Origin of the sequence: Streptomyces sp. NPDC006529 (assembly GCF_040611795.1) — a bacterium.
Taxonomy (GTDB): domain Bacteria; phylum Actinomycetota; class Actinomycetes; order Streptomycetales; family Streptomycetaceae; genus Streptomyces.
Window position 1 is genome coordinate 24,706 of sequence record NZ_JBEXPB010000002.1, and the last position, 26,156, is coordinate 50,861.

General features: G+C 73.1%; 26 protein-coding genes. 21 read left to right on the forward strand and 5 right to left on the reverse strand.

From position 1 onward, the window contains the following. Positions 1 to 17 precede the first annotated feature (17 nt). Together rpsI and glmM are read left to right on the forward strand one after the other, a co-directional pair. Positions 18 to 539, forward strand: coding sequence for a 30S ribosomal protein S9 (gene rpsI / locus ABZY31_RS02050; RefSeq protein ID WP_356403755.1), 522 nt, complete (start codon positions 18 to 20; stop codon positions 537 to 539). A gap of 136 nt (positions 540 to 675) precedes the next feature. Further along, complete coding sequence (gene glmM / locus ABZY31_RS02055) at positions 676 to 2,034, forward strand: phosphoglucosamine mutase (protein ID WP_356403758.1); 1,359 nt, start codon at positions 676 to 678, stop codon at positions 2,032 to 2,034. Positions 2,035 to 2,067: 33 nt separating this feature from the next. Here the strand turns inward: glmM and ABZY31_RS02060 are convergent, their stop codons facing one another. Then, entirely contained in the window at positions 2,068 to 3,039 is a 972-nt protein-coding gene (locus ABZY31_RS02060; protein ID WP_356403761.1) for a TIGR00341 family protein, read from the reverse strand. Between the two features lie 37 nt (positions 3,040 to 3,076). Beyond that, positions 3,077 to 4,183: a type I pantothenate kinase gene (gene coaA, locus ABZY31_RS02065; protein ID WP_356403764.1), complete on the reverse strand. Its 1,107-nt coding sequence runs from the start codon at positions 4,181 to 4,183 to the stop codon at positions 3,077 to 3,079. A gap of 241 nt (positions 4,184 to 4,424) precedes the next feature. On the opposite strand from coaA, the gene ABZY31_RS02070 reads away from it, so the two are divergent. The 9 genes from ABZY31_RS02070 to ABZY31_RS02110 all read left to right on the forward strand — a co-directional run bounded on the left by ABZY31_RS02070 (position 4,425) and on the right by ABZY31_RS02110 (position 13,969). After that, positions 4,425 to 5,204 carry a hypothetical protein gene (locus ABZY31_RS02070; RefSeq protein WP_356403767.1) on the forward strand — a complete coding sequence of 260 codons (780 nt, stop codon included), beginning with the start codon at positions 4,425 to 4,427 and terminating at the stop codon, positions 5,202 to 5,204. Positions 5,205 to 5,346: 142 nt separating this feature from the next. Further along, positions 5,347 to 6,129, forward strand: coding sequence for a hypothetical protein (locus ABZY31_RS02075; RefSeq protein ID WP_356403769.1), 783 nt, complete (start codon positions 5,347 to 5,349; stop codon positions 6,127 to 6,129). A gap of 128 nt (positions 6,130 to 6,257) precedes the next feature. Further along, a complete protein-coding gene (gene glmS / locus ABZY31_RS02080) occupies positions 6,258 to 8,108 on the forward strand; it encodes a glutamine--fructose-6-phosphate transaminase (isomerizing) (RefSeq protein WP_356403772.1) in 1,851 nt (616 codons plus the stop codon). Between the two features lie 25 nt (positions 8,109 to 8,133). Further along, the gene (locus ABZY31_RS02085) at positions 8,134 to 8,502 is read left to right on the forward strand and encodes a holo-ACP synthase (RefSeq protein WP_356403775.1); all 369 of its coding nucleotides are present in this window, start codon (positions 8,134 to 8,136) and stop codon (positions 8,500 to 8,502) included. A gap of 33 nt (positions 8,503 to 8,535) precedes the next feature. Then, a complete protein-coding gene (locus ABZY31_RS02090; protein WP_356403778.1) occupies positions 8,536 to 10,008 on the forward strand; it encodes an NAD(P)H-hydrate epimerase in 1,473 nt (490 codons plus the stop codon). Positions 10,009 to 10,682: 674 nt separating this feature from the next. Continuing rightward, positions 10,683 to 11,822 (forward strand): alanine racemase, encoded by a 1,140-nt coding sequence (gene alr / locus ABZY31_RS02095; RefSeq protein WP_356403781.1) that lies wholly within the window; start codon positions 10,683 to 10,685, stop codon positions 11,820 to 11,822. An 85-nt stretch (positions 11,823 to 11,907) separates the two neighbouring features. Continuing rightward, a complete protein-coding gene (locus ABZY31_RS02100; protein WP_356403784.1) occupies positions 11,908 to 13,080 on the forward strand; it encodes an alpha/beta hydrolase in 1,173 nt (390 codons plus the stop codon). Further along, entirely contained in the window at positions 13,040 to 13,591 is a 552-nt protein-coding gene (gene tsaE, locus ABZY31_RS02105) for a tRNA (adenosine(37)-N6)-threonylcarbamoyltransferase complex ATPase subunit type 1 TsaE (RefSeq protein WP_356403787.1), read from the forward strand. The genes ABZY31_RS02100 and tsaE overlap by 41 nt, the downstream gene beginning before the upstream one ends. 168 nt (positions 13,592 to 13,759) lie before the next feature. Further along, on the forward strand, positions 13,760 to 13,969 hold the full coding sequence (locus tag ABZY31_RS02110) for a hypothetical protein (RefSeq protein WP_356403789.1): 210 nt from the start codon (positions 13,760 to 13,762) through the stop codon (positions 13,967 to 13,969). 107 nt (positions 13,970 to 14,076) lie between these two features. Here ABZY31_RS02110 and ABZY31_RS02115 read toward each other — a convergent pair whose 3' ends face one another. Next, a complete protein-coding gene (locus ABZY31_RS02115) occupies positions 14,077 to 14,634 on the reverse strand; it encodes a hypothetical protein (protein ID WP_356403792.1) in 558 nt (185 codons plus the stop codon). A gap of 154 nt (positions 14,635 to 14,788) precedes the next feature. Between ABZY31_RS02115 and tsaB the strand changes: the two genes are divergently transcribed. From tsaB to ABZY31_RS02140, 5 genes are all read left to right on the forward strand, one after another. Next, positions 14,789 to 15,451, forward strand: coding sequence for a tRNA (adenosine(37)-N6)-threonylcarbamoyltransferase complex dimerization subunit type 1 TsaB (gene tsaB, locus ABZY31_RS02120; protein WP_356403795.1), 663 nt, complete (start codon positions 14,789 to 14,791; stop codon positions 15,449 to 15,451). A 35-nt stretch (positions 15,452 to 15,486) separates the two neighbouring features. Continuing rightward, entirely contained in the window at positions 15,487 to 15,981 is a 495-nt protein-coding gene (gene rimI / locus ABZY31_RS02125; RefSeq protein ID WP_356404393.1) for a ribosomal protein S18-alanine N-acetyltransferase, read from the forward strand. Beyond that, positions 15,974 to 17,125 (forward strand): tRNA (adenosine(37)-N6)-threonylcarbamoyltransferase complex transferase subunit TsaD, encoded by a 1,152-nt coding sequence (gene tsaD / locus ABZY31_RS02130; protein WP_356403798.1) that lies wholly within the window; start codon positions 15,974 to 15,976, stop codon positions 17,123 to 17,125. Before rimI ends, tsaD begins: the two co-directional genes overlap by 8 nt. Next, positions 17,122 to 17,421, forward strand: a complete 300-nt coding sequence (locus ABZY31_RS02135; RefSeq protein ID WP_356403801.1) for a hypothetical protein — start codon at positions 17,122 to 17,124, stop codon at positions 17,419 to 17,421. The genes tsaD and ABZY31_RS02135 overlap by 4 nt, the downstream gene beginning before the upstream one ends. 105 nt (positions 17,422 to 17,526) lie before the next feature. Next, a complete protein-coding gene (locus ABZY31_RS02140; protein WP_356403804.1) occupies positions 17,527 to 18,321 on the forward strand; it encodes a hypothetical protein in 795 nt (264 codons plus the stop codon). Here ABZY31_RS02140 and ABZY31_RS02145 read toward each other — a convergent pair. Beyond that, the gene (locus ABZY31_RS02145; protein WP_356403807.1) at positions 18,251 to 19,435 is read right to left on the reverse strand and encodes a class I SAM-dependent methyltransferase; all 1,185 of its coding nucleotides are present in this window, start codon (positions 19,433 to 19,435) and stop codon (positions 18,251 to 18,253) included. The genes ABZY31_RS02140 and ABZY31_RS02145 overlap by 71 nt on opposite strands. Before the next feature lie 175 nt (positions 19,436 to 19,610). On the opposite strand from ABZY31_RS02145, the gene ABZY31_RS02150 reads away from it, so the two are divergent. Genes ABZY31_RS02150 through ABZY31_RS02160 form a run of 3 tightly spaced genes read left to right on the forward strand, consistent with a single transcriptional unit; the run spans position 19,611 to position 22,203 of the window. Then, entirely contained in the window at positions 19,611 to 20,486 is an 876-nt protein-coding gene (locus ABZY31_RS02150) for a polysaccharide deacetylase family protein (protein ID WP_356403810.1), read from the forward strand. Beyond that, positions 20,483 to 21,370 carry a polysaccharide deacetylase family protein gene (locus ABZY31_RS02155; RefSeq protein ID WP_356403813.1) on the forward strand — a complete coding sequence of 296 codons (888 nt, stop codon included), beginning with the start codon at positions 20,483 to 20,485 and terminating at the stop codon, positions 21,368 to 21,370. The genes ABZY31_RS02150 and ABZY31_RS02155 overlap by 4 nt, the downstream gene beginning before the upstream one ends. A 35-nt stretch (positions 21,371 to 21,405) precedes the next feature. Beyond that, positions 21,406 to 22,203: a GNAT family N-acetyltransferase gene (locus ABZY31_RS02160; RefSeq protein WP_356403816.1), complete on the forward strand. Its 798-nt coding sequence runs from the start codon at positions 21,406 to 21,408 to the stop codon at positions 22,201 to 22,203. A 5-nt stretch (positions 22,204 to 22,208) separates the two neighbouring features. On the opposite strand, the gene ABZY31_RS02165 is transcribed toward ABZY31_RS02160, so the two are convergent. Continuing rightward, on the reverse strand, positions 22,209 to 23,606 hold the full coding sequence (locus tag ABZY31_RS02165; RefSeq protein WP_356403819.1) for an FtsW/RodA/SpoVE family cell cycle protein: 1,398 nt from the start codon (positions 23,604 to 23,606) through the stop codon (positions 22,209 to 22,211). 441 nt (positions 23,607 to 24,047) lie between these two features. Between ABZY31_RS02165 and groES the strand changes: the two genes are divergently transcribed. Both groES and groL read left to right on the forward strand, forming a co-directional pair. Then, complete coding sequence (gene groES, locus ABZY31_RS02170) at positions 24,048 to 24,356, forward strand: co-chaperone GroES (RefSeq protein WP_283455899.1); 309 nt, start codon at positions 24,048 to 24,050, stop codon at positions 24,354 to 24,356. A 132-nt stretch (positions 24,357 to 24,488) separates the two neighbouring features. Further along, the gene (groL, locus tag ABZY31_RS02175) at positions 24,489 to 26,120 is read left to right on the forward strand and encodes a chaperonin GroEL (RefSeq protein ID WP_356403822.1); all 1,632 of its coding nucleotides are present in this window, start codon (positions 24,489 to 24,491) and stop codon (positions 26,118 to 26,120) included. Positions 26,121 to 26,156: the final 36 nt, after the last annotated feature.

The window sequence follows — 26,156 nt, forward strand, 5'->3', positions numbered from 1 at the left end:
AAATTCTGAGGAGCATCGTGGCCGAGACCACCACCGAGACTGTCATCGACGAAGAGTTCGAGGGCGCTGTCGAGGAGTACACCACCGAGTCTGCGGACGTTCCGGAGGGTGACTACACCTCCGAGTCGCTCGCCGGCCGTTTCGGCGACCCGCAGCCGGCCGCCGGCCTGGGCCGTCGCAAGAACGCCATCGCCCGTGTCCGGATCGTTCCGGGCACCGGCAAGTGGAAGATCAACGGTCGCACCCTTGAGGACTACTTCCCCAACAAGGTGCACCAGCAGGAAGTCAACGAGCCCTTCAAGGTGCTCGAGCTCGACAACCGCTACGACGTCATCGCCCGCATCTCGGGTGGCGGCGTCTCCGGTCAGGCCGGCGCCCTGCGCCTCGGCGTGGCCCGTGCGCTGAACGAGGCGGACGTGGACAACAACCGCGCCACGCTGAAGAAGGCCGGTTTCCTCTCGCGTGACGACCGTGCGGTCGAGCGCAAGAAGGCCGGTCTCAAGAAGGCCCGCAAGGCCCCGCAGTACAGCAAGCGTTAATCTGCGCCTGCTGGTCTGCACGATCCCGCCCCGGCGGCACACTCTGTGCTGCCGGGGCGGTTCGTTTACCGCCACAAGCGGCAAATATCTGTCACAAGCGGTCACTGCGTGAAACGCGAAACCTCGGAGGACAAACATGGGACGACTCTTCGGCACAGACGGTGTACGCGGTGTCGCCAATGCGGATCTGACGGCCGAGCTGGCGCTCGGCCTCTCCGTCGCGGCAGCCCATGTCCTCGCGGAAGCGGGCACCTTCGAGGGGCACCGGGCGACCGCCGTCGTCGGCCGTGACCCGCGAGCGTCGGGCGAGTTCCTGGAGGCCGCGGTCGTCGCCGGCCTCGCGAGCGCGGGCGTGGACGTCCTGCGCGTCGGTGTGCTGCCCACCCCGGCGGTGGCGTATCTCACCGGTGCGCTGGGCGCCGACCTCGGCGTGATGCTCTCCGCCAGCCACAACGCCATGCCCGACAACGGCATCAAGTTCTTCGCGCGCGGCGGCCACAAGCTCGCCGACGAGCTGGAGGACCGGATCGAGTCCATCTACGAGGAGCACCGCACCGGCGCTCCCTGGGACCGCCCCACGGGCTCCGGCGTCGGCCGCGTCTCCGACTACACCGAGGGCTTCGACCGCTACGTCGCCCACCTGATCGGCGTCCTGCCGAACCGCCTGGACGGGCTCAAGGTCGTCCTGGACGAGGCGCACGGCGCGGCCGCCCACGTCTCGCCCGAGGCCTTCGCCCGCGCGGGCGCCGAGATCATCACGATCGGCGCCGCGCCCGACGGCCTCAACATCAACGACGGCTGCGGCTCCACCCACCTCGGCCTGCTCAAGGCGGCCGTGGTCGAGCACGGGGCGGACCTCGGCATCGCGCACGACGGGGACGCCGACCGCTGCCTGGCCGTGGACGCCGAGGGCAACGAGGTCGACGGCGACCAGATCCTCGCGGTCCTGGCGCTGTCCATGCGCGAGGCGGGCCAGCTGCGCGAGAACACCGTGGTCGGCACCGTGATGTCGAACCTCGGCTTCAAGCTGGCCATGGAGGGCGAGGGCATCCAGGTCGTCCAGACCGGCGTCGGCGACCGCTACGTGCTGGAGTCGATGAAGGAGCACGGCTACGCGCTCGGCGGCGAGCAGTCCGGCCACGTGATCATCCTGGACCACGCCACCACCGGTGACGGCACCCTGACCGGCCTCATGCTGGCCGCGCGGGTCTCGGCGACCGGGCGGACGCTGGCGGACCTCGCCGGGGTGATGCGGCGGCTGCCGCAGGTCCTGGTCAACGTCCCCGACGTGGACCGCAGCCGGGTCGGCACCTCCGGCGAACTCGCGGCCGCGGTCGCCGAGGCCGAGCGGGAGCTGGGCACCACCGGGCGGGTGCTGCTCCGTCCGTCCGGTACGGAGCCGCTCGTTCGGGTGATGGTGGAAGCCGCCGACATCGAGCAGGCGCGCGCGATCGCGGGCCGCCTCGCCGACGTCGTGAAGTCCGCCCTCGGCTGAGGGCCTCGTACGGCGTACCCCGGTCGCCCCCCTTTAGAGGGGGGCGTCGTTCCGGGACGGCGCACCCGGCGGCCGGAGCATCCGGTCCCGCTGGGTGCGCCACAGCAGTTTCTGGGCCCACAGCGTCACGCTGCCCGCCACCATGATCCCGGCCAGGTTCAGCAGCAGCTGCTCGGCCGAGCCCCACATCTGGGCGAACTCGCCGTACCCCAGGGCCACGGCCGCGTTCGCGGCCGCCGGGACGGTGGTCACCGAGATCGCGACCCCGACCAGCGCGCCCGACTTGGCCGAGGTCAGGGACAGTACGCCGGCCACGCCCGCGAGCACCGCGACCACGAAGGAGAAGGGGTCCGGCTGCCAGATGAAGCTGGTGTTCGGACGCGGGTTCTCCAGCATGCCCCGGTCGAACAGCCCCAGCGCGTCCATGGCCAGGCTGAAGAGGGTGGTGGAGACCATCGCCACCGCGAAGCCCACCAGCAGGGCGGTCAGGGACCGGGCCGCCAGCCGGGGCGCCCGCTGGACCAGGGCGGTGCACACCCCGGCGAGCGGACCGAACTCCGGGCCGACCGCCATCGCGCCCACGATCAGGATCGCGTTGTCCAGGACCACGCCGCAGGCCGCGATCATCGTCGCGAGGGCCAGGAAGGCGAGGTAGGTGACCGAGAGGGTGGACTCCTCGTGGGTCGCCTCGGTCAGCTGCTCCCAGATCACCGCGTCGGCGCCCTCGCCCGGGGCCTCCTCCTCCGCCCGGTCGGCGCTGCGGGAGAGGGAGATGTCGATGTTCTCCACCGCGATCGAGCCGGTCTCGTCGAGGCCGAGCGCGCGCAGCTCCACGAGCAGTTCGTCGGCAGCTTCCCGCGCCACGTCGCACAGCACCACGTCGCCGGGCGGATCGAGGGCGGCGCCCGCCAGTACGGCCAGGTGGGTGGTCCCGACCGTCCGGCGGACGAGCGTGACCACCTCGTCGGTCAGGCGGACCGGGGTGATCATCCGTACGTGCAGCATCCCGGCAGGTTAGCCGCCGGCGGCGGGGCGGCGGTCCTCAGAGCTTGCGCAGGCTGAGCTTCTGCACCTTGTGGTCGGGTCCCTTGCGGACGACGAGGGTGGCGCGGCCGCGGGTGGGGGCGACGTTCTCCAGCAGGTTGGGCCGGTTGATCGTCCGCCACATGGTGCGCGCGTAGTCCAGCGCCTCCTCCTCGGAGACCTGGGTGTACTTGCGGAAGTAGGAGAAAGGATTCTGGAAGGCGGTCTCGCGCAGCTTGCGGAAGCGGCCCAGGTACCAGCGCTCGATGTCCTCGGGGCGCGCGTCGACGTACACGCTGAAGTCGAAGTAGTCGGCGAGGGCCACCCGGGTGCGGCCGTCCTCGCCGGGCAGCGCGGGCTGCAGGACGTTCAGGCCCTCGACGATCAGGATGTCGGGGCGGCGCACGACGAGCCGTTCGCCCGGGACGATGTCGTAGATGAGGTGCGAGTAGACCGGGGCCGTGACCTCGTCCTTGCCGGCCTTGATGTCGGCGACGAAACGCGTGAGCGCGCGGCGGTCGTAGGACTCGGGGAAGCCCTTGCGGGCGGTCAGGCCGCGCCGCTGGAGCTCCTTCATCGGGTAGAGGAAGCCGTCCGTGGTGACCAGCTCCACGCGCGGGTGCTCCGGCCAGCGGGCCAGCATCGCCTGGAGCAGACGGGCCACGGTGGACTTGCCGACGGCCACGGAACCGGCGACCCCTATGACGAAGGGGGTGCCCTGCTGGGCGCCGTGGCCGTTGCCCGCGTCGCCGAGGAAGGTGTTCAGTGTGCCGCGCAGGTTGCTGGTGGCGCCGACGTAGAGGTTGAGCAGCCGCGAGAGCGGCAGGTAGACGTCGCGGACCTCGTCGAGGTCGATGACGTCCCCGAGGCCGCGCAGCCGTTCCAGCTCGTCGGCGGTCAGCGGCAGGGGGGTGCGCTCGCGCAGCGCGCTCCACTCCGCCCGGGTGAGGTCGACGTACGGCGAGGCGTCCGCCCGGCGGTGGGCGGAACGCTCCGGCCGGTCGGCGCGCTCCGTTGCGCGGTCCGGGCCGGCCCCCGCGACAGGGCCCTCGGCGGTGCCCGCGACAGGGCCCTCGGCGGGGTCCGGAGCGGGGTCCGTGGTGCTTCGTGGCGGCGAAGTGATCACACCGCCATTGTCGGGGGTCGCGGCCGGTTGTGGGTGGTGTGGTCGGTCACGTGGGGAGCGGTCACGGGGGGTGATCGGCGTTCACGCGGGTTACGGGACCCGGTGCGGGGCCGGGGTGGCCGAAACAGGGGGCGAAGGCGCGCCAGGGGACCGGAAACCCTCGTACGCCGGTGCGTATCGGCCCGTAGATTTGGGGCGGCCGCAGGAGTGGCCGGTCGCCGAGCCGTGGGGGAGGGCCGTCGTGCGCCTCAGCCGTGTTCGCCCATGGGTGGTCGGCGCCACCGTGGTGTCCCTCGGGCTGTCGGCAGCCGGCTGCGGGCCGGCCGGGACGGCGCGGGGGAAGGACGGCCCGAAGGGCACCGAAACCTCCGAGATACCGTCGGCGGCCGCTTCGGGGCCCGCGGCCAAGACGCGGCCGGAGCTGGTCGGGATGCTGGTCGGGCCGAAGGATCTGCCGGCCTACGTGGTCGCGACGCATGAGAGGTACCGGGCCTTCGCCCTCGCCACCACGTTCGGCAGTACCGAGGCCGCGTGCTCGCCCTTGAGCGATACCCAAGCCGGCGTAGGGGTGGGCGCTCCCGCCGAGGCCGCCGCCGCCAAGGCCGCCGGCCGGCCGGAGGGTGCCGCTCCGAGCGGTGCGACGGACGAGGAGCGGTGGGCCGCGACGGACGCGCCCGGTGCCGCCATTGTGATCAGCCTCAGCTCGTACGGAGGCGGCGGCGCCGTGGAAGCCCTGGCCGAGCTTCGCAAAGCGGCCGTCACCTGTGCGGCCGGCTACGCGACGGCCCACGACGAGGACGCGGGCAAGGTCACCAGGATCGCCCCCACCGCTTCTGTCGTAGCAGGAGACGAGTCGGTCGCCTACACCGTCGAACGGAACGTGGGAGGCGACGAGGTGATCAGCCAGCTGGTCGTGGTGCGCAAGGGCAACGTCCTCGCCTCTTTCACCGCGACTCCTTCATGGGGACGGGCCGAGCAGCCCCGGGACATCATCCAGACACAGATCAGGAAGCTCGATTGAGGGGGCCGCGGCCCGGTATCGCCCTGGTCACGATTGGCGGACGGGGCCGGAAATCGCGGTGGGCCCGTGCGCAATCGCTCGTACATTGCTCGGGCGGCACTGCCGCGAACATCATTTTTTTGAGTCATAGGGGAGATTCATCGTGCGTTCCACCCTCGTCCGCCGTTCCGTCCTGACCGCCTCGGCGGTGTCGCTGGTGCTGCTCGCCACCGCGTGCGGCTCGGACAAGGCGGCGAAGGACGAGCCGAAGGACGCGGGTGCCTCGGCCGCCGCGTCGACGCCGGCCGCCGGGCCGGCCGCCAAGGCGAAGACGGCCGCGGAGCTGAAGCCGCTGCTCGTCACCCAGGCCGAGGTCGCTGACTACCTGGTCAAGGAGGCCGCCCCCGACGAGGTCACGGGCGCCGCCGCGGCCTACGCCACCACCAAGGCCGAGTGCCGGCCGCTCGCCCAGGCGATGTCGGGCGCCGGCGCCGGCAAGTCCGCGGGCAACGCGGCCACCAAGGCCAGCAGCAAGCCGAAGCAGCCCGCCGCCGACGCTTCCGCGGAGGACAAGCTCAAGGCCGTCAAGGACGCCCTGAGCGTGACCGTCACGATGGTCGGCCTGAACTCCTACGACGGCAAGGGCGCCGACGAGGCCTTCGCCGCGGTGAAGGCGGCGGGCACCCCGTGCGCCGCGGGTTACCCGGGGGCCAGCGAGTCCGAGACCGGCAAGGTCACGAAGGTCACCCCGGGCACCGCCGTGACCGCCGGTGACGAGGCCGTCGCCTACGCCGTCGAGCGTGAGGTGGAGGGCGAGAAGGTCGCCACCCAGCTCGTGGTGGTCCGCAAGGGCAACACCCTCGCGTCCTTCTACTCGGTGTCCCCGACGACGGACGCCGCGCTGCCCAAGACCCTCGTCGACGCACAGGTCAAGAAGCTCGGCTGACCCTCGCACGCGCCCGGGTGACCCCGGGTCAGGTCGCGTCAACCCCGCTCCGGCACATTCGCCGGGGCGGGTTTTTCGTCCGGTTGGGGTCCCGGACCGAGCCCCGTGCTCGGCGTAGGGTGCCGCCTATGTGCGGAATCGTGGGTTACGTGGGAGCGCAATCTGCGCTCGATGTGGTCGTCGCCGGACTCAAGCGGCTGGAGTACCGGGGCTACGACTCGGCCGGTGTCGCCGTGCTCGCCGACGGAGGGCTCGCCGCCGTCAAGAAGGCCGGCAAGCTGGTCAATCTGGAGAAGGAACTGGTCGGGCATCCGCTGCCCGCCGGTTCCACGGGACTCGGGCACACCCGGTGGGCGACCCATGGCGGGCCCACCGACCTCAACGCCCACCCGCACCTGGACAACTCCGGGCGCGTGGCCGTCGTCCACAACGGCATCATCGAGAACTTCGCCGTGCTGCGCGCCGAGCTGACGGAGCGTGGGCACCGGCTGGAGTCCGAGACGGACACCGAGGTCGTCGCCCACCTGCTCGCCGAGCGGTTCGCCGACTCGGGCGGCGACCTGGCGGAGGCCATGCGGCGCGTCTGCCGCCTGCTGGAGGGCGCCTTCACGCTGGTCGCCGTCCACGCGGACGCCCCGGACGTGGTGGTCGGCGCGCGCCGGAACTCCCCGCTCGTGGTGGGCGTCGGCGAGGACGAGAACTTCCTCGCCTCGGACGTGGCCGCCTTCATCGCCCACACCCGGTCCGCGATCGAGCTGGGCCAGGACCAGGTCGTCGAACTGCGCCGCGACGGCGTGTCGGTGACCAACTTCGACGGTTCGCCCGCCGCCGTGCGCGCCTACCACGTCGACTGGGACGCCTCGGCCGCGGAGAAGGGCGGCTACGACTACTTCATGCTCAAGGAGATCGCCGAGCAGCCGAAGGCCGTCGCCGACACCCTCCTCGGCCGGATCGACGCGAGCGGCTCGCTGACCCTGGACGAGGTGCGCATCCCCGCCTCCGTGCTGCGCGAGGTCGACAAGGTCGTCATCGTGGCCTGCGGTACGGCCTACCACGCCGGCATGATCGCCAAGCTGGCCATCGAGCACTGGACGCGGATCCCCTGCGAGACGGAGCTGGCCAGCGAGTTCCGCTACCGCGACCCCATCCTCGACCAGCGCACCCTCGTCATCGCCATCTCCCAGTCCGGCGAGACGATGGACACGCTGATGGCGCTGCGCCACGCCCGCGAGCAGGGCGCGAAGGTGCTGGCCGTCTGCAACACGAACGGCTCGACGATCCCGCGCGAGTCCGACGCGGTCCTCTACACGCACGCCGGGCCGGAGGTCGCGGTCGCCTCGACGAAGGCGTTCCTGACCCAGCTGGTCGCCTGCTACCTGGTCGCGCTCTACCTTGGGCAGGTCCGCGGGACCAAGTGGGGCGACGAGATCCGCGCGGTGATCCGCGAACTGTCGGACATCGCGGGCGCGGTGGACACCGTACTGGAGACGATGGAGCCGGTCCGGGAGCTGGCCCGCTCGCTCGCGGACAAGAACACCGTGCTGTTCCTGGGGCGGCACGTCGGCTACCCGGTGGCGCTGGAGGGCGCGCTCAAGCTCAAGGAGCTGGCGTACATGCACGCCGAGGGCTTCGCGGCGGGCGAGCTGAAGCACGGGCCGATCGCGCTGATCGAGGCGGACGTGCCGGTGGTGGTCGTGGTGCCCTCGCCCAAGGGCCGTTCGGTGCTCCACGACAAGATCGTGTCGAACATCCAGGAGATCCGGGCCCGCGGGGCGCGCACGATCGTGATCGCGGAGGAGGGCGACGAGGCGGTGGTGCCGTACGCCGACCACCTCATCCGGATCCCGGCCACGCCGACGCTGCTCCAGCCGCTGGTGGCGACCGTGCCGTTGCAGGTGTTCGCCTGCGAGCTGGCGACCGCGCGGGGCAACGAGGTGGACCAGCCGCGTAACCTCGCCAAGTCCGTGACGGTGGAGTGAGAGCAGCGAGTTCGGAGTCCGAGAAGTGATCATCGGTGTGGGGATCGACGTGGCCGCGATCGACAGGTTCGCGGAGTCGCTGGCGCGTACGCCCAGGCTGGCGGCGCGGCTCTTCGTCGAGGCCGAGCTGAACCTGCCGAGCGGCGAGCGGCGCGGGGTCGCCTCGCTCGCCGCCCGGTTCGCCGCGAAGGAAGCCCTGGCCAAGGCGCTCGGCGCGCCCGCCGGGATGCTGTGGACCGACGCCGAGGTGTACGTCGAACCGAGCGGGCAGCCCCGGCTGCGGGTCTCCGGGACGGTGGCGGCGCGGGCACGGGAGCTGGGGGTGCGCTCCTGGCACCTCTCGCTCAGCCACGACGCGGGGGTGGCGTCGGCCGTGGTGATCGCCGAGGGCTGAGCCGCGCGCCCGGGGATCGGGCACGCTGGTGGGATGCGTACTGCTTACAGCGTGGAGACCGTACGGGCCGCCGAGCGCGAGCTGATGGCGCGGCTGCCCGAAGGCGCCCTGATGCAGCGGGCGGCGGCCGGACTGGCCGCCGCCTGCGCGGGGTTGCTGCGGCGGGTGTACGGGGCGCGCGTGGCGCTGCTCGTGGGGACCGGGGACAACGGGGGTGACGCCCTCTACGCGGGCGCACGCCTGGCGCGCAGGGGCGCGGGGGTGACGGCCGTGCTCCTGGACCCCGAGCGGGCGCACGCGGGCGGACTGGCCGCGCTGCGGGGCGCCGGGGGCCGGGTGGCCGTCCGGGTGCCGCAGCGGGTGGACCTGGTCGTGGACGGGCTGCTGGGCATCGGCGGGCGCGGCGGGCTGCGCCCGGCGGCCGCCGCGCTGGTGGCGCAGGTGCCGCCGGGGGCGCGGATCGTCGCCGTGGACCTGCCGAGCGGGGTGGACGCGGACACCGGGGAGGTGGCGGGGGCGGCCGTACGGGCGGACCTGACCGTCACCTTCGGGGCGTACAAGCCGGGGCTGCTGATCGACCCCGGGGCCGAACGGGCCGGGGAGGTACGGCTCGTGGACATCGGGCTGGCCCTGCCGGGTCCGGACGGGGCGGCGGTGCGGGCGCTCGGGCGGGCCGACGTGGGCGCGCTGCTGCCGCGGCCCTCCGCGGAGAGCGACAAGTACCGGCGCGGGGTCGTGGGCGTCGTCGCCGGGTCCGCGCAGTACCCGGGGGCGGCGGTGCTGTGCGTCGCGGGCGCGCTGCGGGGCGGGGCGGGGGCCGTGCGGTACGTCGGGCCCGCGCACGCGTCGGAGATGGTGCTGGCCCGCTACCCGGAGGTGCTGGCCGGGCGCGGGCGGGTGCAGGCGTGGGTGGTCGGACCGGGCCTGGGGGCGGGTCGGGAGGAGGAGGTCGCGGAACTCCTCGCGTCGGCGGCTGCGGAGGGGGTGCCGGTGCTGGTGGACGCGGACGGCCTGCGCGGGCTGGATCCGGGGGTGCTGCGGGGGCGGGGCGCGCCGGTGCTGATGACGCCGCACGCGGGGGAGGCGGCGGCGCTGCTGGGGGTGGGGCGCGAGGAGGTCGAGCGGGAGCGGCTGGCGTCGGTGCGGGAGTTGGCGGGGCGGTACGGGTGCGCCGTGCTGCTGAAGGGGTCCACGACGCTGGTGGCGGGTGCGGGTGCGGGTGCGGGTGCGGGTGCGGGTGCGGGGGCCGGGGGGCGGGGCCCGGTGTGGGTGAACGGCACCGGGACGCCCTGGCTGGCCACCGCCGGCAGCGGTGACGTGCTGTCGGGGCTGGCGGGGTCGCTGCTGGCCGGGGGGCTGGGGGTGGCGGAAGCGGGTGCGGTGGCGGCCCACCTCCACGGCCTCGCGGCCCGCGGCGCCGCCGGGGGCGCGCCGCTCCTGGCCCACGAGGTCGCGGAAGCCCTCCCCACGGCGTGGCGCGCGGTGGTCGCCCCCGGGCCCCGGTGACCTCCCCGGGCCAACCCCAGCCTCGCCGGCGTTCGAGGCGCCCCCGGAGGGCCCTCCGGCCCGCGGCCGCTCACGGGCGTTGGCCCGGTGCGGCCGGGTGGCGCCTCCGGCGGGTCCGCAAACGCCGGACGGGCTGGTTTGGTCGGCTGGGCCGCGTTCGGCCGGGTCACCCCAGCCTCGCCGGCGTTTGAGGCGTCCCTGGAGGGCACTCGGGTCGCGGCTGCGCCCGCGGGTTGGGCCGGTGCGGCCGGGTGGGGCCTCCGGCGGGTCCTCAATCGCCGGACGGGCTGGTTGGTCCGGCGCCGCCGGGCTTCGTCGGCCGGACGGGCTGACTTGGTCGGCTGGGCCGCGTTCAACGTGGCCACCTCAGCCTCGCCGGCGTTTGAGGCGCCCTCGGAGGGCGGTCGGGCCGCACCCGTCCCGTCCACGGGCGTTGGACCGCTGCGGCCGGGTGGGGCCCCCGGCGGGTCCTCAAACGCCGGACGGGCTGGATGGGTCGGGCTGGGCCGCGTTCAGCGCGGACACCCCGGCCTCGCCGGCGGCGGCCACCCCAGCCGCGCCGGCGTTTGAGGCGGGTCCCCCCGGGGGCGGTCGGGGGAAGGGGACCTGGTCAAGGTGTCGGCTCGTCGGGTGCTTGAGCGGCGCGCTGGTGGGGTTCTGAGACACTTGCGGCGATGAATGAGACACCGCCGCGCGTACACGCCGAGATCGATCTTGACGCCGTACGGGGGAACGTGCGCGCATTGCGCGCCCGCGCACCCCGGGCCGAGCTGATGGCCGTCGTCAAGTCGGACGCCTATGGCCACGGGGCCGTGGCCTGCGCCAGGGCCGCCCAGGAGGCCGGCGCGACCTGGCTCGGCACGGCGACCCCGCAGGAGGCCTTCGCGCTGCGCGAGGCGGGCATCGCGGGCCGGATCATGTGCTGGCTGTGGACCCCCGGCGGCCCGTGGCGGGAAGCCGTCGAGCGCGACGTCGACGTGGCCGTCAGCGGCATGTGGGCCCTCGAAGAGGTACGGGCCGCCGCCCGCGCGAGCGGCCGGACGGCCAGGATCCAGCTCAAGGCCGACACCGGCCTCGGCCGCAACGGCTGCCAGCCCGCCGACTGGCCCGAACTGGTCGGCGCGGCCGTCGCCGCCCAGGCCGAGGGCACCGTCAAGGTCACCGGCGTGTGGTCGCACTTCGCCTGCGCCGACGAGCCCGGCCACCCCTCCATCCAGCTCCAGCTGGACGCCTTCCGCGAGATGCTCGGCTACGCCGAGAAGGAGGGCGTGGACCCCGAGGTCCGGCACATCGCCAACTCCCCGGCCACGCTCACCCTCCCCGAGAGCCACTTCGACCTGGTGCGCTGCGGCCTCGCGGTCTACGGCGTCTCGCCCGCCCCCGAACTCGGCACCTCCGCCCAGCTGGGCCTGCGCCCCGCGATGACGCTCAAGGCCTCGGTCGCCCTGGTCAAGGACGTACCCGGCGGCCACGGCGTGAGCTACGGGCACCACTACACGACCCCGGGGGACACCCGGCTCGCCCTGATCCCGGCCGGCTACGCCGACGGCGTCCCGCGGCACGCCTCGGGCACCGGCCCGGTGCTGGTCGGCGGCGCGGTGCGGACGGTGGCGGGGCGGGTGGCCATGGACCAGTTCGTGGTCGACCTCGGGCCCGGCGCGGACGTCCGCTCCGGCGACGAGGCGGTCCTCTTCGGCCCGGGAGACCGGGGCGAACCGACGGCCGAGGACTGGGCGCGGGCCGCCGGGACGATCGCCTACGAGATCGTCACGCGGATCGGGTCCCGGGTGCCCCGGGTGCATCTCCATGCGTGATCGGGACATTCGTAGGGGTGGCGCCTGTGCCGCTGAATGACTGCATATCCGGTGTTTCTGGGTTTCCTGGCTGAGTGAGGTCGGCGTGGGCGAGAACTGGCGAAAGGCGGGCTGGGCGGGCGCCGCGATCGGCGTCGTGGCAGCCGGTGCGGCGGCCGGAGTGGCCGTCGAGCGGCTCACGGTCGGCCGCGGGATCCGGATGAAGGCGCGCCTCGCGCTCGACGCCTCGGGCCCCTACGGCACCCTGCGCGGCACCGAGGGCACCTGCCGCGCCGAGGACGGCACGCTGCTCCACTACGAGTGCGACGAGCTGCCCGAGGACAACGCCAAGCGCCGCCGACTGCGCCGCAAGCCCGCCCCGGCCGCCACCGTCGTCTTCTGCCACGGCTACTGCCTCGGCCAGGACTCCTGGCACTTCCAGCGCGCCGCGCTGCGCGGCGTGGTCCGCGCCGTCTACTGGGACCAGCGCAGCCACGGCCGCTCCGCGCGGGGCGTCGCCCAGGCCGAGGGCGTACCGGTCACCATCGACCAGCTGGGCCGCGACCTCAAGGCGGTCATCGACGCCGCCGCGCCCGAGGGCCCGCTGATCCTCGTCGGCCACTCCATGGGCGGCATGACCGCCATGGCGCTGGCCGCCCAGTACCCCGAGCTGGTGCGCGACCGGGTCGTCGGCGTGGCGCTCGTCGGCACCTCCAGCGGCCGGCTCGGCGAGGTGACGTACGGGCTGCCCTCGGTCGGGGTCAGCGCGGTGCGCCGGGTGCTGCCGGGCGTGCTGCGGGCGCTGTGCTCGCAGGTGGAACTGGTGGAGAAGGGGCGCCGGGCCACCGCCGACCTGTTCGCGGGCATGATCAAGCGGTACTCGTTCGGCTCGCCGGACGTGGACCCGGACGTGGCGCGCTTCGCCGAGCGGCTGATCGAGGCGACCCCGATCGACGTGGTCGCCGAGTTCTTCCCGGCGATCATGCTCCACGACAAGACGACCGCACTGCGGGCGTTCGCGGACCTTCCCGTCACCGTCATCGCCGGGGACCGCGACATGATCACCCCGCCGGAGCACAGCGCGGCCATCGCCGCCGAGCTGCCGGACGCGGAACTGGTGATCCTGGAGGAGACAGGGCACCTGATGATGCTGGAGCGCCCGGAGACCGTCACCGCCCTGCTCACCGAGCTGCTGGCCCGCACGGGAGCGGTCCCGGCAGCCGCTAACGTTGGCGGGCATGGAAGCACCGCTGCAAGCACCGCACAACCGGGCGGCTGAGGCCGCGACCGGCGCGACCCTGATCACGATCGACTCCCCCGAGGGCATGCAGGGCCTGGGCCGCAGGCTCGCCGCGCTGCTGCGCCCCGGCGACCTCGTCCTGCTGACCGGTGAACTCGGCGCGGGCAAGACCACCCTGACGCGCGGCCTCGGCGAGGGCCTGGACGTGCGCGGGGCCGTGACCTCGCCGACCTTCGTCATCGCCCGGGTCCACCCCCCGCTGGGCGAGGGCCCGGCGCTGGTCCACGTGGACGCGTACCGGCTCGGCGGCGGGCTGGAGGAGATGGAGGACCTGGACCTCGACGTCTCGCTGCCCGAGTCCGTGGTCGTCGTCGAATGGGGCGACGGCAAGGTGGAGGAACTGTCCGACGACCGGCTGCACGTGGTGATCCGGCGCGCCGTCGGCCACGAGGAGGTCCTCGACGACATGCGCGAGGTCTCGGTGTACGGAGTGGGCGCGCGCTGGGCCGACGCGGGGATCGAGGCGCTCGCCGGGGCCTGGGGCGCCTGAGGGCCCGGACATCCCCGGCGGCACTGGACTTTCCGACAACGTTCGCACGGGTACCGACAACGCGTCGGTAAAATGTTGCGCCGATGGCGGGGGCCGTGGTGACATGGTACCGAGAGCTGGTTAGGTCTACCTAACTTCGACGATCGGTCGAATGCCCAGGAGGCAGCCATGTCGGCAGAAGAGCGAGTTCCCCGCCCGTCCGCCGCGTCCGCGTCCGCGTACCTTTCCGCCCCCGGACCGTCGATGGGCGCGCTGCTCGCCTCGTGCCGCGCCGCGACCGCCGTCTCGACCCCGCCCGCGCGCCCGGCCGCCCCGGCGTCCGCGCCCGTCCCCGCGTCCGTACGCACACAGGCCGCTCCGGAATCCGAAGCGGCCTGAGCCGTACCCGACCCGAGGGGGGCACCCCGACGCGGCGCCGGTCACCGTGACGCGGCGTCGCGCCCGTCGCGGCCTCACCCGTTCGGGTCAATCGTGGCGGTCCGCCGTCAGGGGACGACGACCACCCGCGTGTTGATCGTGGCGAAGTTCCACATCGCGTCCCCGTCGGCCCGCGTCATGCGGATGCCGCCCGTCTTCTTCGTCGTGTCCGGCTCCGGCGTCGCGCCGTCCACCCGGGCGCTGAAACCGATCACGACCCCGTCCGCGGTCGCGAAGAGCACCACGTGCTCGATCGGCGCCCCGTCCGAACCGGTGACCGTGCCGCGGCGCGTGTCCACCGAGTAGCTGCCCGTCTTGGGATGGACCGTGCTCGGCACCACCGCGAAGCTCTTCGTCTCCACGCCGTCCGCGCCGACCAGCCAGACCCGCTTCTGGGACACGGAGTAGACGACCCGCACGCCCTTGCCCGAGTCGGCCGGCACCGGCGCCGGCTTGCCCGCGGCGTCGGGCGCGGCGGGGCTCGGCGCGGTGGAGGCGGCCGGCTGCTTCACGGCCGCGGCCGGGCGGGCCGGAGCGCTCGCCGACGCCTGGTAGCCGAGGAAACCGACCGCTGCCAGTGCCGCGGCGGTGAGCCCGGCCACGATTCCCGAGCTGCTGCGTGCCACCTTGCTCCACCTCTCCGCCGCCCCGGCGCCCTCGCGGTCCCGGGGGATTCAACGCTTGATCACACCGCTGGATGCACCCGCGCTGACGGTAGCAGCCGGGGTGCCGCCGGACCGGCCGCGAAGGCCCGGGGCCGCGGAGTCGTAGGCTGTTCGCGTGCTCTTGCTCGCTGTAGATACCGCCACGCCCGCCGTCACCGTCGCCCTGCACGACGGTGAGTCCGTCATCGCCGAGGCGCACCAGGTCGACGCCCGCCGCCACGGGGAGCTGCTGCTGCCCACCGTGGAGAAGGTCCTCGCCGGAGCCGGGCTGAAGCTCGACGCCCTGACCGGCATCGTCGTGGGCGTCGGCCCCGGCCCGTACACCGGGCTGCGCGTCGGTCTCGTCACCGCCGCCACCTTCGCCTCCGTCCTCGGCGTGCCGGTGCACGGCCTGTGCACCCTCGACGGGCTGGCCTACGCCGCCCGGGACGCCGGGATCGAGGGCCCCTTCGCGGTGGCCACCGACGCCCGCCGCAAGGAGGTGTACTGGGCCCGGTACGAGGACCCGCGCACCCGGACCACCGAGCCCGCCGTGGACCGCCCGGCCGACATCGCCGAGCAGCTCGCCGGGCTGCCGGTGGTCGGCGCCGGGGCCCTGCTCTACCCGGAGTCCTTCCCGGACGCGCGCGGCCCCGAGCACCAGTCGGCCGGCGCCCTGGCCTCGCTGGCCGCCCAGCGGCTGGCGGCGGGGGCGGAGTTCCTCCCGCCGACCCCGCTGTACCTGCGCCGCCCCGACGCCCAGGTGCCCAAGAACTACAAGGTGGTCACGCCCCAGTGACGGCCCCGACCGCCCCGGCCGTCCTGCTGCGCGAGATGCGCTGGTGGGACATCGGGCCCGTGCTGGAACTGGAACACGAGCTGTTCCCCGAGGACGCCTGGTCCGCGGGGATGTTCTGGTCCGAACTGGCCCACGCCCGCGGCCCGCTCGCCACCCGCCGCTACGTGGTCGCCGAGGAGGCGGACGGCGGCCGCCTGGTCGGCTACGCCGGGCTCGCCGCCGCCGGTGACCTGGGCGACGTACAGACCATCGCGGCGGCCCGCGACCAGTGGGGCACCGGGCTCGGCGCCCGGCTGCTCACCGACCTGCTCGGCGCCGCCACCGCGTTCGAGTGCGCCGAGGTGCTGCTGGAGGTACGGGTCGACAACACCCGTGCCCAGCGGCTCTACGAGCGCTTCGGCTTCGAGGCCATCGGCTTCCGCCGCGGCTACTACCAGCCCGGCAACGTCGACGCGCTCGTGATGCGACTCTCCGATCCCGCAAGCTCCGTCTCCACGGACGGACCCGTACAAGGTGAATCCCATGGCTGACGAACCGCTCGTCCTCGGTATCGAGACGTCCTGCGACGAGACCGGTGTCGGTGTCGTGCGCGGCACCACGCTGCTCGCCGACGCGATCGCCTCCAGCGTGGACGAGCACGCGCGCTTCGGCGGGGTCGTGCCCGAGGTGGCCTCCCGCGCGCACCTGGAGGCGATGGTCCCCACCATCGAACGCGCCCTGAAGGAGGCCGGGGTCAGCGCCCGCGACCTCGACGGCATCGCGGTGACCGCAGGCCCCGGCCTGGCGGGCGCGCTGCTGGTCGGCGTATCGGCGGCGAAGGCCTACGCCTACGCGCTCGGCAAGCCGCTGTACGGCGTGAACCACCTGGCGTCCCACATCTGCGTGGACCAGCTGGAGCACGGGCCGCTGCCCGAGCCCACGATGGCCCTGCTGGTCTCCGGCGGGCACTCCTCGCTGCTGCTGGCCCCCGACATCACCAGCGACGTCCGGCCGCTGGGTGCGACCATCGACGACGCGGCGGGCGAGGCCTTCGACAAGATCGCGCGGGTGCTCCAGCTCGGCTTCCCGGGTGGCCCGGTCATCGACCGGCTCGCGCGCGAGGGCGACCCGAAGGCGATCAACTTCCCGCGCGGGCTGACCGGGCCGCGCGACGCGGCGTACGACTTCTCCTTCTCCGGGCTGAAGACCGCGGTGGCGCGCTGGATCGAGGCGAAGCGGAAGGCCGGCGAGGAGGTGCCGGTGCGCGACGTGGCCGCGTCCTTCCAGGAGGCCGTGGTGGACGTGCTGACGCGCAAGGCGATCCGGGCGTGCAAGGACGAGGGCGTCGACCACCTGATGATCGGCGGCGGCGTCGCGGCGAACTCGCGGCTGCGGTCCCTGGCGCAGGAGCGCTGCGACGACGCGGGCATCGTGCTGCGCGTGCCCCGTCCCAAGCTGTGCACCGACAACGGCGCGATGGTGGCGGCGCTGGGCGCGGAGATGGTCAAGCGGAACCGGCCGGCCTCGGACTGGGACCTGTCGGCGGACTCCTCCCTGCCGGTGACCGAGCCGCACGTGCCCGGGGCGTCCCACGACGGGGAGCACGCGCACGGCCACGACCACGGGCAGCCGCACGGGCACGCGCACGACCACGATCACGTGCACGAACTGAGCAAGGACAACCTGTACTCATGAGCACCACCGTCGCCGTCATGTGGGAGGCCCGGGCCGCCGACGGCCGGGGCGGCGAGCTGCTGGAGTGGGCCCGTTCGCAGGTGCTCGCGCGCGAACCGGTGCGGCGCGAGGTGTTCCGGGCGGCGCAGGACCGGGTCCTGGTCATCACCTGGTGGCAGACCGGGCCGGAGGCGGCGGACGGCAGCGCGGGCACGGGCGCGGACGCGCTGCCCGAACTGCCCGAGCCCCGCGCCGACCTGATCGCCCGGCCGGTGCACCGGTGGCGCTTCGAGTCCGTCGAGCTGACCGGCGGCTGACGCACGGCCGGCCTGCGGTCGGCCCGCTACCGGCCCGCGGCCGGCCGCGAACGCGGCGGCACGTCCGGGCCCGGAGCGTTCCGGAGTGCCGCTATGGTCATGCGCATGCCCCGCCCCGACCTGCCGCCCCCGCCGCCGCCCGCGCACCTGCGTGCATGGCTGGACCAGACCGCCATCCGGGCCGACCGGGCCCGTTTCCTGGGCGAGTTGGAGCGGCTCAGCCTGGGCACGGGGCGGCTGCTGCTGCTCTGGGCGGTCAGCGCCGTCTTCGCCCTCGGCTGGTCCTTCGTCGGGATGGCCCTGATGGCCTTCGAAGAGGGCGTCCTGGTCGAGGCGTTGGTCGGCGCGGTCTTCCTGGTGCTGGGCGCCGGGGTGCTCGTACCGGCCGGGTTCTGGTTCGTGTGGGGCGTCAAGCGGGACCGCCGCGTCCGCCAACTGCTGTGCGCGTGGGCCGAGTCGGACCGCGATCCGGTGAACGACCGCAGGCTGCGCATGCCGGGGCGGAGTCTGGTCTGGCTGATGTCCTCGTTCGTCCTGTGCGCGCTCGGGCTGTGGGTGACCTTCGGGAGCGCGGTCGGGGCCCGGCCCGGCGCGGACACGTACGGCGAGGTGGCCTACCTCATGGGCCTCGGGATGATCCTGTGGATCACCGGGCTGCTGGGCGCCGGGAAGGCGGCCGCGCACTACCGCTGGGCGCTGCGCGCCTTCCGGCCCGTCCCGCCGGCGGCCGACTCCGTGGCCGCGGCCGCGCCCGGGGAGCCCGGCGCCGGGGAGCCCGCCGCCGGGGCCGGCCCCCTGGCCGGGGAGCCCGCCGCCGGGGCCGCGACCGTCACCGCTCGGGTGCCCGCGCAGGAGCGCCGATCAGCATCGCAGGAGCGCCCGCCACTCGGGTCAGGATGACCGTCGCCGAGTTCGGTCCCTGCGGTTTGACCTTGCGGCGCAGTTCCTCCGGTTCGATCGCCGAGCCGCGCTTCTTGACGGTCAGGACGCCCACCCCGCGCTCGCGCAGCAGCGCCTTGAGCTTCTTGAGGCCGAAGGGCAGCACGTCGGTGATCTCGTACGCGGTCGCGTACGGCGTCGCGTGCAGCTCGTCCGCGGTGATGTAGGCGATGGTGGGGTCGATCAGCCGCCCGCCCAGCTGCTCGGCGACCTCCGCGACGAGGTGGGCACGGATGACCGCCCCGTCCGGCTCGTAGAGGTAGCGCCCCACCGGTCCGGCCTCGGGGTCCGGCAGCGGATCCTCGGTGCGCAGGGTGCGCGGGCCGGGGAGCAGGGTGGCGCGGACGGCGCCCGGCGAGGTGCCGAACCAGAGCACGGCCTCCTTCACGTCGCCGCCGTCGGAGATCCACTCCGCCTCGGCCTCGGCGGGGACCGCCTCGTGCGGGATCCCCGGGGCGATCTTGATGGCCGCGTACTTCGCTGCCCGGGCGGTCCCGACGGCCCAGGAGAGCGGCGGCGAGTACCCCTCGGGGTCGAAGATCCGCCCGCGTCCGCCGCGCCGCGCCGGGTCGAGGAAGACGGCGTCGTAGCCGGCGGTGTCGACCTCGGTGACGTCGGCCTCCACGACCTCGATCAGGTCCGCCAGCCCCAGCGCCGCCGCGTTGGCGCGGGCCACGGCGACGGTCAGCGGGTCCCGGTCCACGGCGAGCACCCGGATCCCGGCGCGGGCCAGGGCCAGCGCGTCCCCGCCGATGCCGCAGCACAGGTCGGCGACCGACCGTACGCCGAGCGCGGCGATCCGCTCGGCGCGGTACGCCGCCACGGAGGCCCGGGTGGCCATCTCGCCGCCGCCCGGCGTGAAGTACATGCGGTACGCGTCCTCGGCGCCGAACTTCACCACCGCGCGCTGTCGCAGCCGGGCCTGCCCGAGGGCGGCGGAGACCAGCTCGGCGGGGTGCTCGCGGCGCAGCCGGGTGGCCACCGCGATCTCCCGGGCCGGGTCGTAGTCGTGCAGCGAGTCGAGCAGGGCCTGCCCCTCGGGGGCGAGCAGGGCGGCGAGGTCGTCGGGGTTCACCGCTTCATTGTCGGACAGTGTGGGCCACTCGATGGATCGTCCGGCGCCGGTCGCGGTGTCGCCGGGGGCGCGCGGGGCCCTGGTGCCAGGATGCGCTGCTATGCAGCTAGTAGGAAAAAAGGAAGATAACGCGCGTATCGGTCGCCGCGCCGCGGGTCCCCGCGGCCGGTACGGGGTGGCGCTGGCCGCGCTGCTGGTCGCCGCCCTGGGGTCGGCCTGCGGCTCCACGGAATCCGCCCCCGCGGTGAAGGACAAGAAGGCGAAGACGGCGGAGTCCGGCCAGAACGGCGCATCCGGCGCCCGGGGCGGCCCCGCGGTCACCGCCGAGCAGCTCCAGCGGGCCCGGGCGCTGGCCGCCAAGAAGTGGGGCCTGGCCGCTGCGCCGCTGGCCGCGCCCCCGGCGCCGAAGACGAAGCCGGAGATCACCTTCCGCAAGGGCTTCGAGGTGGAGGACGGCGAGGGCCTCCCGCCGGTCTTCACGACCGTGCCCACCGAGGACAAGGTCGTCTTCCTGACGATCGACGACGGTGCGGAGAAGGACCCCGAGTTCCTGAAGATGATGCAGGAGCTGAAGATCCCGTACACGGCGTTCCTCAGCGACTACCTGGTGCGCGACAACTACGCGTACTTCAAGCAGATGCAGTCCCTGGGCGTGGGCATCAACAACCACACGCTCAACCACCGCTACCTGCCCGCCCTCTCCTACGAGAAGCAGCGCCAGGAGATCTGCGGGATGCAGGACACCATCGAGAAGGAGTTCGGCAAGCGCCCGAAGCTCTTCCGGCCGCCCTACGGCAACTACAACGAGGACACGCTGCGCGCGGCCAAGTCGTGCGGCGTGAAGGCCGTCCCGATCTGGAACGCCGAGGCGTTCACGGACAAGATGGACTGGCGCGAGTACGACCAGGACCTGCACCCGGGCGACATCATCCTCACCCATTTCCGGGGCCGGGAGGACTGGAAGGGCACGATGCCTGACATGATCCGACAAGTGATGAAGACCGTCACGGCGAAGGGATACGCCGTGGCCCGCCTGGAGGACTACTTGTGAGCATCGCGCGCCGGTTGACGGCCGGAACGCTGGCGGCCGGCGCGCTCGCGCTGTCCCTTTCGGGGTGCGGGAACAGCGTGGACCCGATCGAACGGCTCGGCCGCAAGACCACGGAAGCGTCGCAGGGGGCGGCGAGCGGTACGCCGTCCCCCGCGCCGTCCGCGAGCGCCGTCCCGCCGAGCCCCGCCGCGAACGACGCCCACCGGCGGTGGGGCCTCGCCAAGCCGCTGGAGTTCGCCGCGAAGCCCGCGCAGAAGCCGCAGCTCCCGAAGGCGGCGCCGGGCCGGATACCCGTGGTGGACCGAATACCCGTGCCCGCCGGCGAGAAGACGGTCTTCCTGACCTTCGACGACGGCGCGGAGAAGAACCCCGAGTTCCTGAAGATGGCGGCCGACCTCAAGCTGCCGATCAGCATGTTCCTGACCGACAACATCGCCTCGTCGGACTACGGCCACTTCCAGTCGCTGCGCGACAACGGCTCGCACAGCACGGTCAACAACCACACGCTGACCCACCCGAACCTGCGCACGCTGTCCTTCGCGGCGCAGAAGAAGGAGATATGCGGCCAGCAGGAACGCCTGGAGAAGCGGTTCGGCGCGAAGCCGCCGCTCTTCCGCCCGCCGTACGGCAACTACAACGACGACACCCTGCGGGCCGCCTCCGAGTGCGGGCTCTCGTACGCGGTGCTGTGGCGGGCCTCGATGCAGATCAACAACTTCCAGTACGCGGAAGGCAGCGCCCTGAAGCCGGGTGACATCATCCTGGCCCACTTCCGCGGCCCCGCGGAGCTGAAGGGCTCCACCGAGATCGAGATGACCACCCGGATGCTCCAGCGCATACAGGAACAGGGCTACAAGATCGGGCGGTTGGAGGACTACCTCTAGTCAGCTCCTCGACGGCGGCTGGTTAGGGTGCGGGCATGCACGCACCGGACCCCGGCATGCGCCGGATCACCGCATTCCTCTCCGGCTTCGCGCGGCGCCAGGCCGAGCGCACGGTCGCGGTGCCCGGCGGGTTCGCGGCGCTGGACGACACCTTCCACGCCTCCCGGGCCGACAACCAGGTCGTCATCGACGACCCCGCGGCCGTGGACCCGGCGGCGCTGGCGGGCATTGCGGACGCGGCGCTGGGACACCTGCCGTTCCGGCTGGTCAGCGTCCTCGACGACGAGGGCGGAGCCGCCTGCGCGCCGTCCATGGTCCGCGCCGGGTACGCCCACCTGCCCCTGGTCGTCCTGCGGCACACCGGTCCGCCGCCGCCCGCCGCGGGCCCCGGGGAGCCCGCCGCCGGGGAGGTGGAGGCGGCCGCCTTCCGCGAGCCGCTGGCCCGCCGCTGGCGCGGCTTCCTGCCGGACGTCGGGGACGAGGTCCTGCGCCAGCTCGTGGACCGCCGCCGGGCCCGCCTGCGGGGCGCCGAGACCGTGCGCTTCCTGGGCGCCCGTACCCCCGGAGGGGACGTCGCGGCCTGGGCCGACCTCTACCTCGACCCGGCCTCCGGCACGGCCCAGATCGAGGACCTGATGACCGCCGCGGACCGGCTGGGCCGCGGCTACGGCGACGCCGTCCTGGCCGCGGGCCTGCGCGCCGCCGCCGAGGCGGGCTGTGCCACGCGCTTCCTCACCGCCGACGAGGCCGACTGGCCGCGCCACTGGTACGAGCGCCGCGGCTTCGCCCCCGTCGGCCGGGTGCACGTCTTCGAGCGCGACCAGAGCCTCTAGGACGCCTACGCCACCGCCGCCAGCGTGGCCGGCGGCTCCGACACCGGCAGGGAATCCGCCTCCCGCTGGCGCTCCGCGCTGTCGCTGATCCGGATCAGCAGCCCGATCATGACCCAGTTGGCCAGTAGGGACGAACCGCCGCTCGCCAGGAACGGCAGCGCCTTTCCGGTGAGCGGGATCAGCCCGGTCACGCCGCCCGCGACCACGAACACCTGGAGCGCCAGGGCCGACGCCAGGCCGACCGCCAGCAGCTTGCCGAAGGGGTCCCGGGCCCCGAGCGCCATCCGCAGCCCCCGCTGGGCCAGCAGCGCGTACAGCAGCAGCACGGCCATCACCCCGGCCAGGCCCAGCTCCTCGCCGACCGTGGTCAGGATGAAGTCGCTGCGCCCCGCGAAGCTGATCAGTTCCGGGTGGCCCATGCCGAGCCCGGTGCCGGTGACCCCGCCGGTGCCGAAGCTGAACAGCGCCTGCGCCGACTGGTCGGAGGTGATGCCCGGCGGCCGCGGGTTCTGGTAGTACGACAGCGGGTCCAGCCAGGCGGCGACGCGCCCCTTGACGTGCGGCTCGGTCGAGCCGACGACGAAGGCGCCGAGGGCGGCCATGATCCCGCCGCACACGATCCAGCTGGTGCGCTCGGTGGCGACGTAGAGCATCACCACGAACACCCCGAAGAAGATCAGCGAGGTGCCGAGGTCGCGCTCGAAGACGAGCACCATCAGCGAGACCAGCCACACCGTGATGATCGGGCCGAGCTGGCGCATCGGCGGCAGCCGCATGCCGAGGAACTTGCGGCCCGCCAGGGCCAGGGTGTCGCGGTGCAGGACCAGGTAGCCCGCGAAGAAGACCGCGATCATGATCTTCACGAACTCGCCCGGCTGGAGCGACAGCCCGAAGAGGTTGATCCACCGCTTGGCGCCGTACTTGTCCGCGCCGAAGAACGCGGGCGCGATCAGCAGCACCAGCGAGACGACCATCGTGATGTAGATGAACCGCTGGAGCAGCCGGTGGTCGCGCAGCAGCGCCACCACCGCCAGCGCGGCCGCGACGCCCACCACCGACCACATCAGCTGCCCCGGCGCCACCGCCGGGGAGTTGTACCGCTCGATGTACGACTGGTCCAGCCGGTGCAGCAGCACCAGCCCGAGCCCCGTCAGCAGCATCGCCAGCGGCAGGATCAGCGGATCCGCGTACGCCGCGAACCGGCGCACGCCCAGGTGCCCCACGAGCGACAGCAGCGTCATGCTGACCGTGAAGCCCGTGAGGTTGTCGGGCAGCCGGTCGTTCAGCGCGAGTCCCGCACTGGCGTGCCCGGCGACCGTGATGACGACGACCAGGCCCAGCAGCAGCGCCTCCGTACGGCGACGGGCGCCCGAGGTCGACGTGCGCGCGCTCAGGCCGCGCACGGCACGCCGCCACCGTCGGTGCACCGCGGGCCGGCCGCGGTGGAACCGGGCGTCCGCGCCCCCGGTGACGAGGCAGCGGCACCCGGTACGCTCGGGCCCGCGGCGGCCCCGGGTCCTGTCTGCTCGGCATTGAGGCGCTTTATCTTCATATCGTCTACGACGTGTCCCGCGCTCCCGTGGTTGCCTGCGAGCCCCTCGGCGAGCAGTGTCTCGCCCCACACGTGACCCCGCCCCGGCCCCGCATCCGACGCGACGCCGGACCCAGAATTGGCACTCCGCTTGACCGAGTGCTAATCGCCGGAATAGTCTCGGGCCTGGCACTCGCCACTGGTGAGTGCCAACACAGCGACAGGCAGGTCCGGCACCCGCGACGACGGAACCACCTGGTCGCCACCCCAAAACAGTTAACCCCGTGAGATCTCCGAAGGGGGAGACCGGAACGTGACGACCACCAGCTCCAAGGTTGCCATCAAGCCGCTTGAGGACCGCATCGTGGTCCAGCCGCTCGACGCCGAGCAGACCACGGCCTCCGGCCTGGTCATCCCGGACACCGCGAAGGAGAAGCCCCAGGAGGGCGTCGTCCTCGCTGTGGGTCCGGGTCGCTTCGAGGACGGTCAGCGCCTGCCGCTGGACGTCTCCGTCGGCGACGTCGTCCTGTACAGCAAGTACGGCGGCACCGAAGTGAAGTACAACGGCGAGGAATACCTCGTCCTCTCGGCCCGCGACGTGCTCGCGATCGTCGAGAAGTAAGACACTTCACCAGTTTTGCTGTGAGCTGCGCCCCTGGTCACCCCTGCTGATGCCGGGCGGCGAGGGGCGTAGTTCGTTCAGGCGGTCGCGGTGAGCGGCCGGGGATCGCAACGAGAGGGCTGTACCGCTCCCATGCCGAAGATTCTTAAGTTTGACGAGGACGCCCGTCGCGCTCTGGAGCGCGGCGTCAACAAGCTTGCCGACACGGTCAAGGTGACGATCGGCCCCAAGGGCCGCAACGTCGTCATCGACAAGAAGTTCGGCGCCCCCACCATCACCAACGACGGTGTCACCATCGCGCGCGAGGTCGAGCTCGACGACCCGTACGAGAACCTGGGCGCCCAGCTCGTGAAGGAGGTGGCGACCAAGACCAACGACATCGCGGGTGACGGCACCACCACCGCCACCGTGCTGGCCCAGGCGCTGGTCCGCGAGGGCCTCCGCAACGTCGCCGCCGGCGCCTCCCCGGCCGCCCTGAAGAAGGGCATCGACGCGGCGGTCAAGGCCGTCTCGGCCGAGCTGCTGGAGACCGCCCGTCCGATCGAGGACAAGTCCGACATCGCCGCCGTGGCCGCGCTCTCCGCGCAGGACACCCAGGTCGGCGAGCTGATCGCCGAGGCGATGGACAAGGTCGGCAAGGACGGTGTCATCACCGTCGAGGAGTCCAACACCTTCGGCCTGGAGCTGGAGTTCACCGAGGGCATGGCCTTCGACAAGGGCTACCTCTCGCCGTACATGGTCTCCGACCAGGAGCGCATGGAGGCCGTCCTCGAGGACCCCTACATCCTCATCAACCAGGGCAAGATCTCGTCCATCCAGGACCTGCTGCCGCTGCTGGAGAAGGTCATCCAGGCGGGCGCCTCCAAGCCGCTGCTGATCATCGCCGAGGACGTCGAGGGCGAGGCGCTCTCCACCCTCGTCGTGAACAAGATCCGTGGCACCTTCAACGCCGTGGCCGTCAAGGCCCCCGGCTTCGGTGACCGCCGCAAGGCGATGCTCCAGGACATGGCCGCCCTCACCGGCGCCACCGTCATCGCCGAAGAGGTCGGCCTCAAGCTCGACCAGGCCGGTCTGGACGTCCTCGGCACCGCGCGCCGCGTGACGATCACCAAGGACGACACGGTCATCGTCGACGGTGGCGGCAGCCACGACGACGTCGTCGGCCGCGTCAACCAGATCAAGGCCGAGATCGAGTCCACGGACTCGGACTGGGACCGCGAGAAGCTGCAGGAGCGCCTGGCGAAGCTCGCCGGCGGCGTCTGCGTCATCAAGGTCGGCGCCGCCACCGAGGTGGAGCTGAAGGAGAAGAAGCACCGCCTGGAGGACGCCATCTCGGCGACCCGCGCCGCGGTCGAGGAGGGCATCGTCTCCGGCGGTGGCTCCGCGCTCGTCCACGCCGTCAAGGTCCTCGAGGGCAACCTCGGCCTCTCCGGCGACGAGGCCACCGGTGTCGCGGTCGTGCGCCGCGCCGCCGTCGAGCCGCTGCGTTGGATCGCGGAGAACGCGGGCCTGGAGGGCTACGTGATCACCGCGAAGGTCGCCGAGCTCGACAAGGGCCAGGGCTTCAACGCCGCGACCGGCGAGTACGGCGACCTGGTCAAGGCCGGCGTCATCGACCCGGTCAAGGTCACCCGTTCCGCTCTGGAGAACGCCGCCTCCATCGCCTCCCTGCTGCTCACGACCGAGACCCTGGTCGTCGAGAAGCCGGCCGAGGACGAGGGCGACGCCGGTCACGGCCACGGTGGCCACGGCCACAGCCACTGACCTCCGTCGGTGACGTGCTGAGCCGGCGTCGGTACT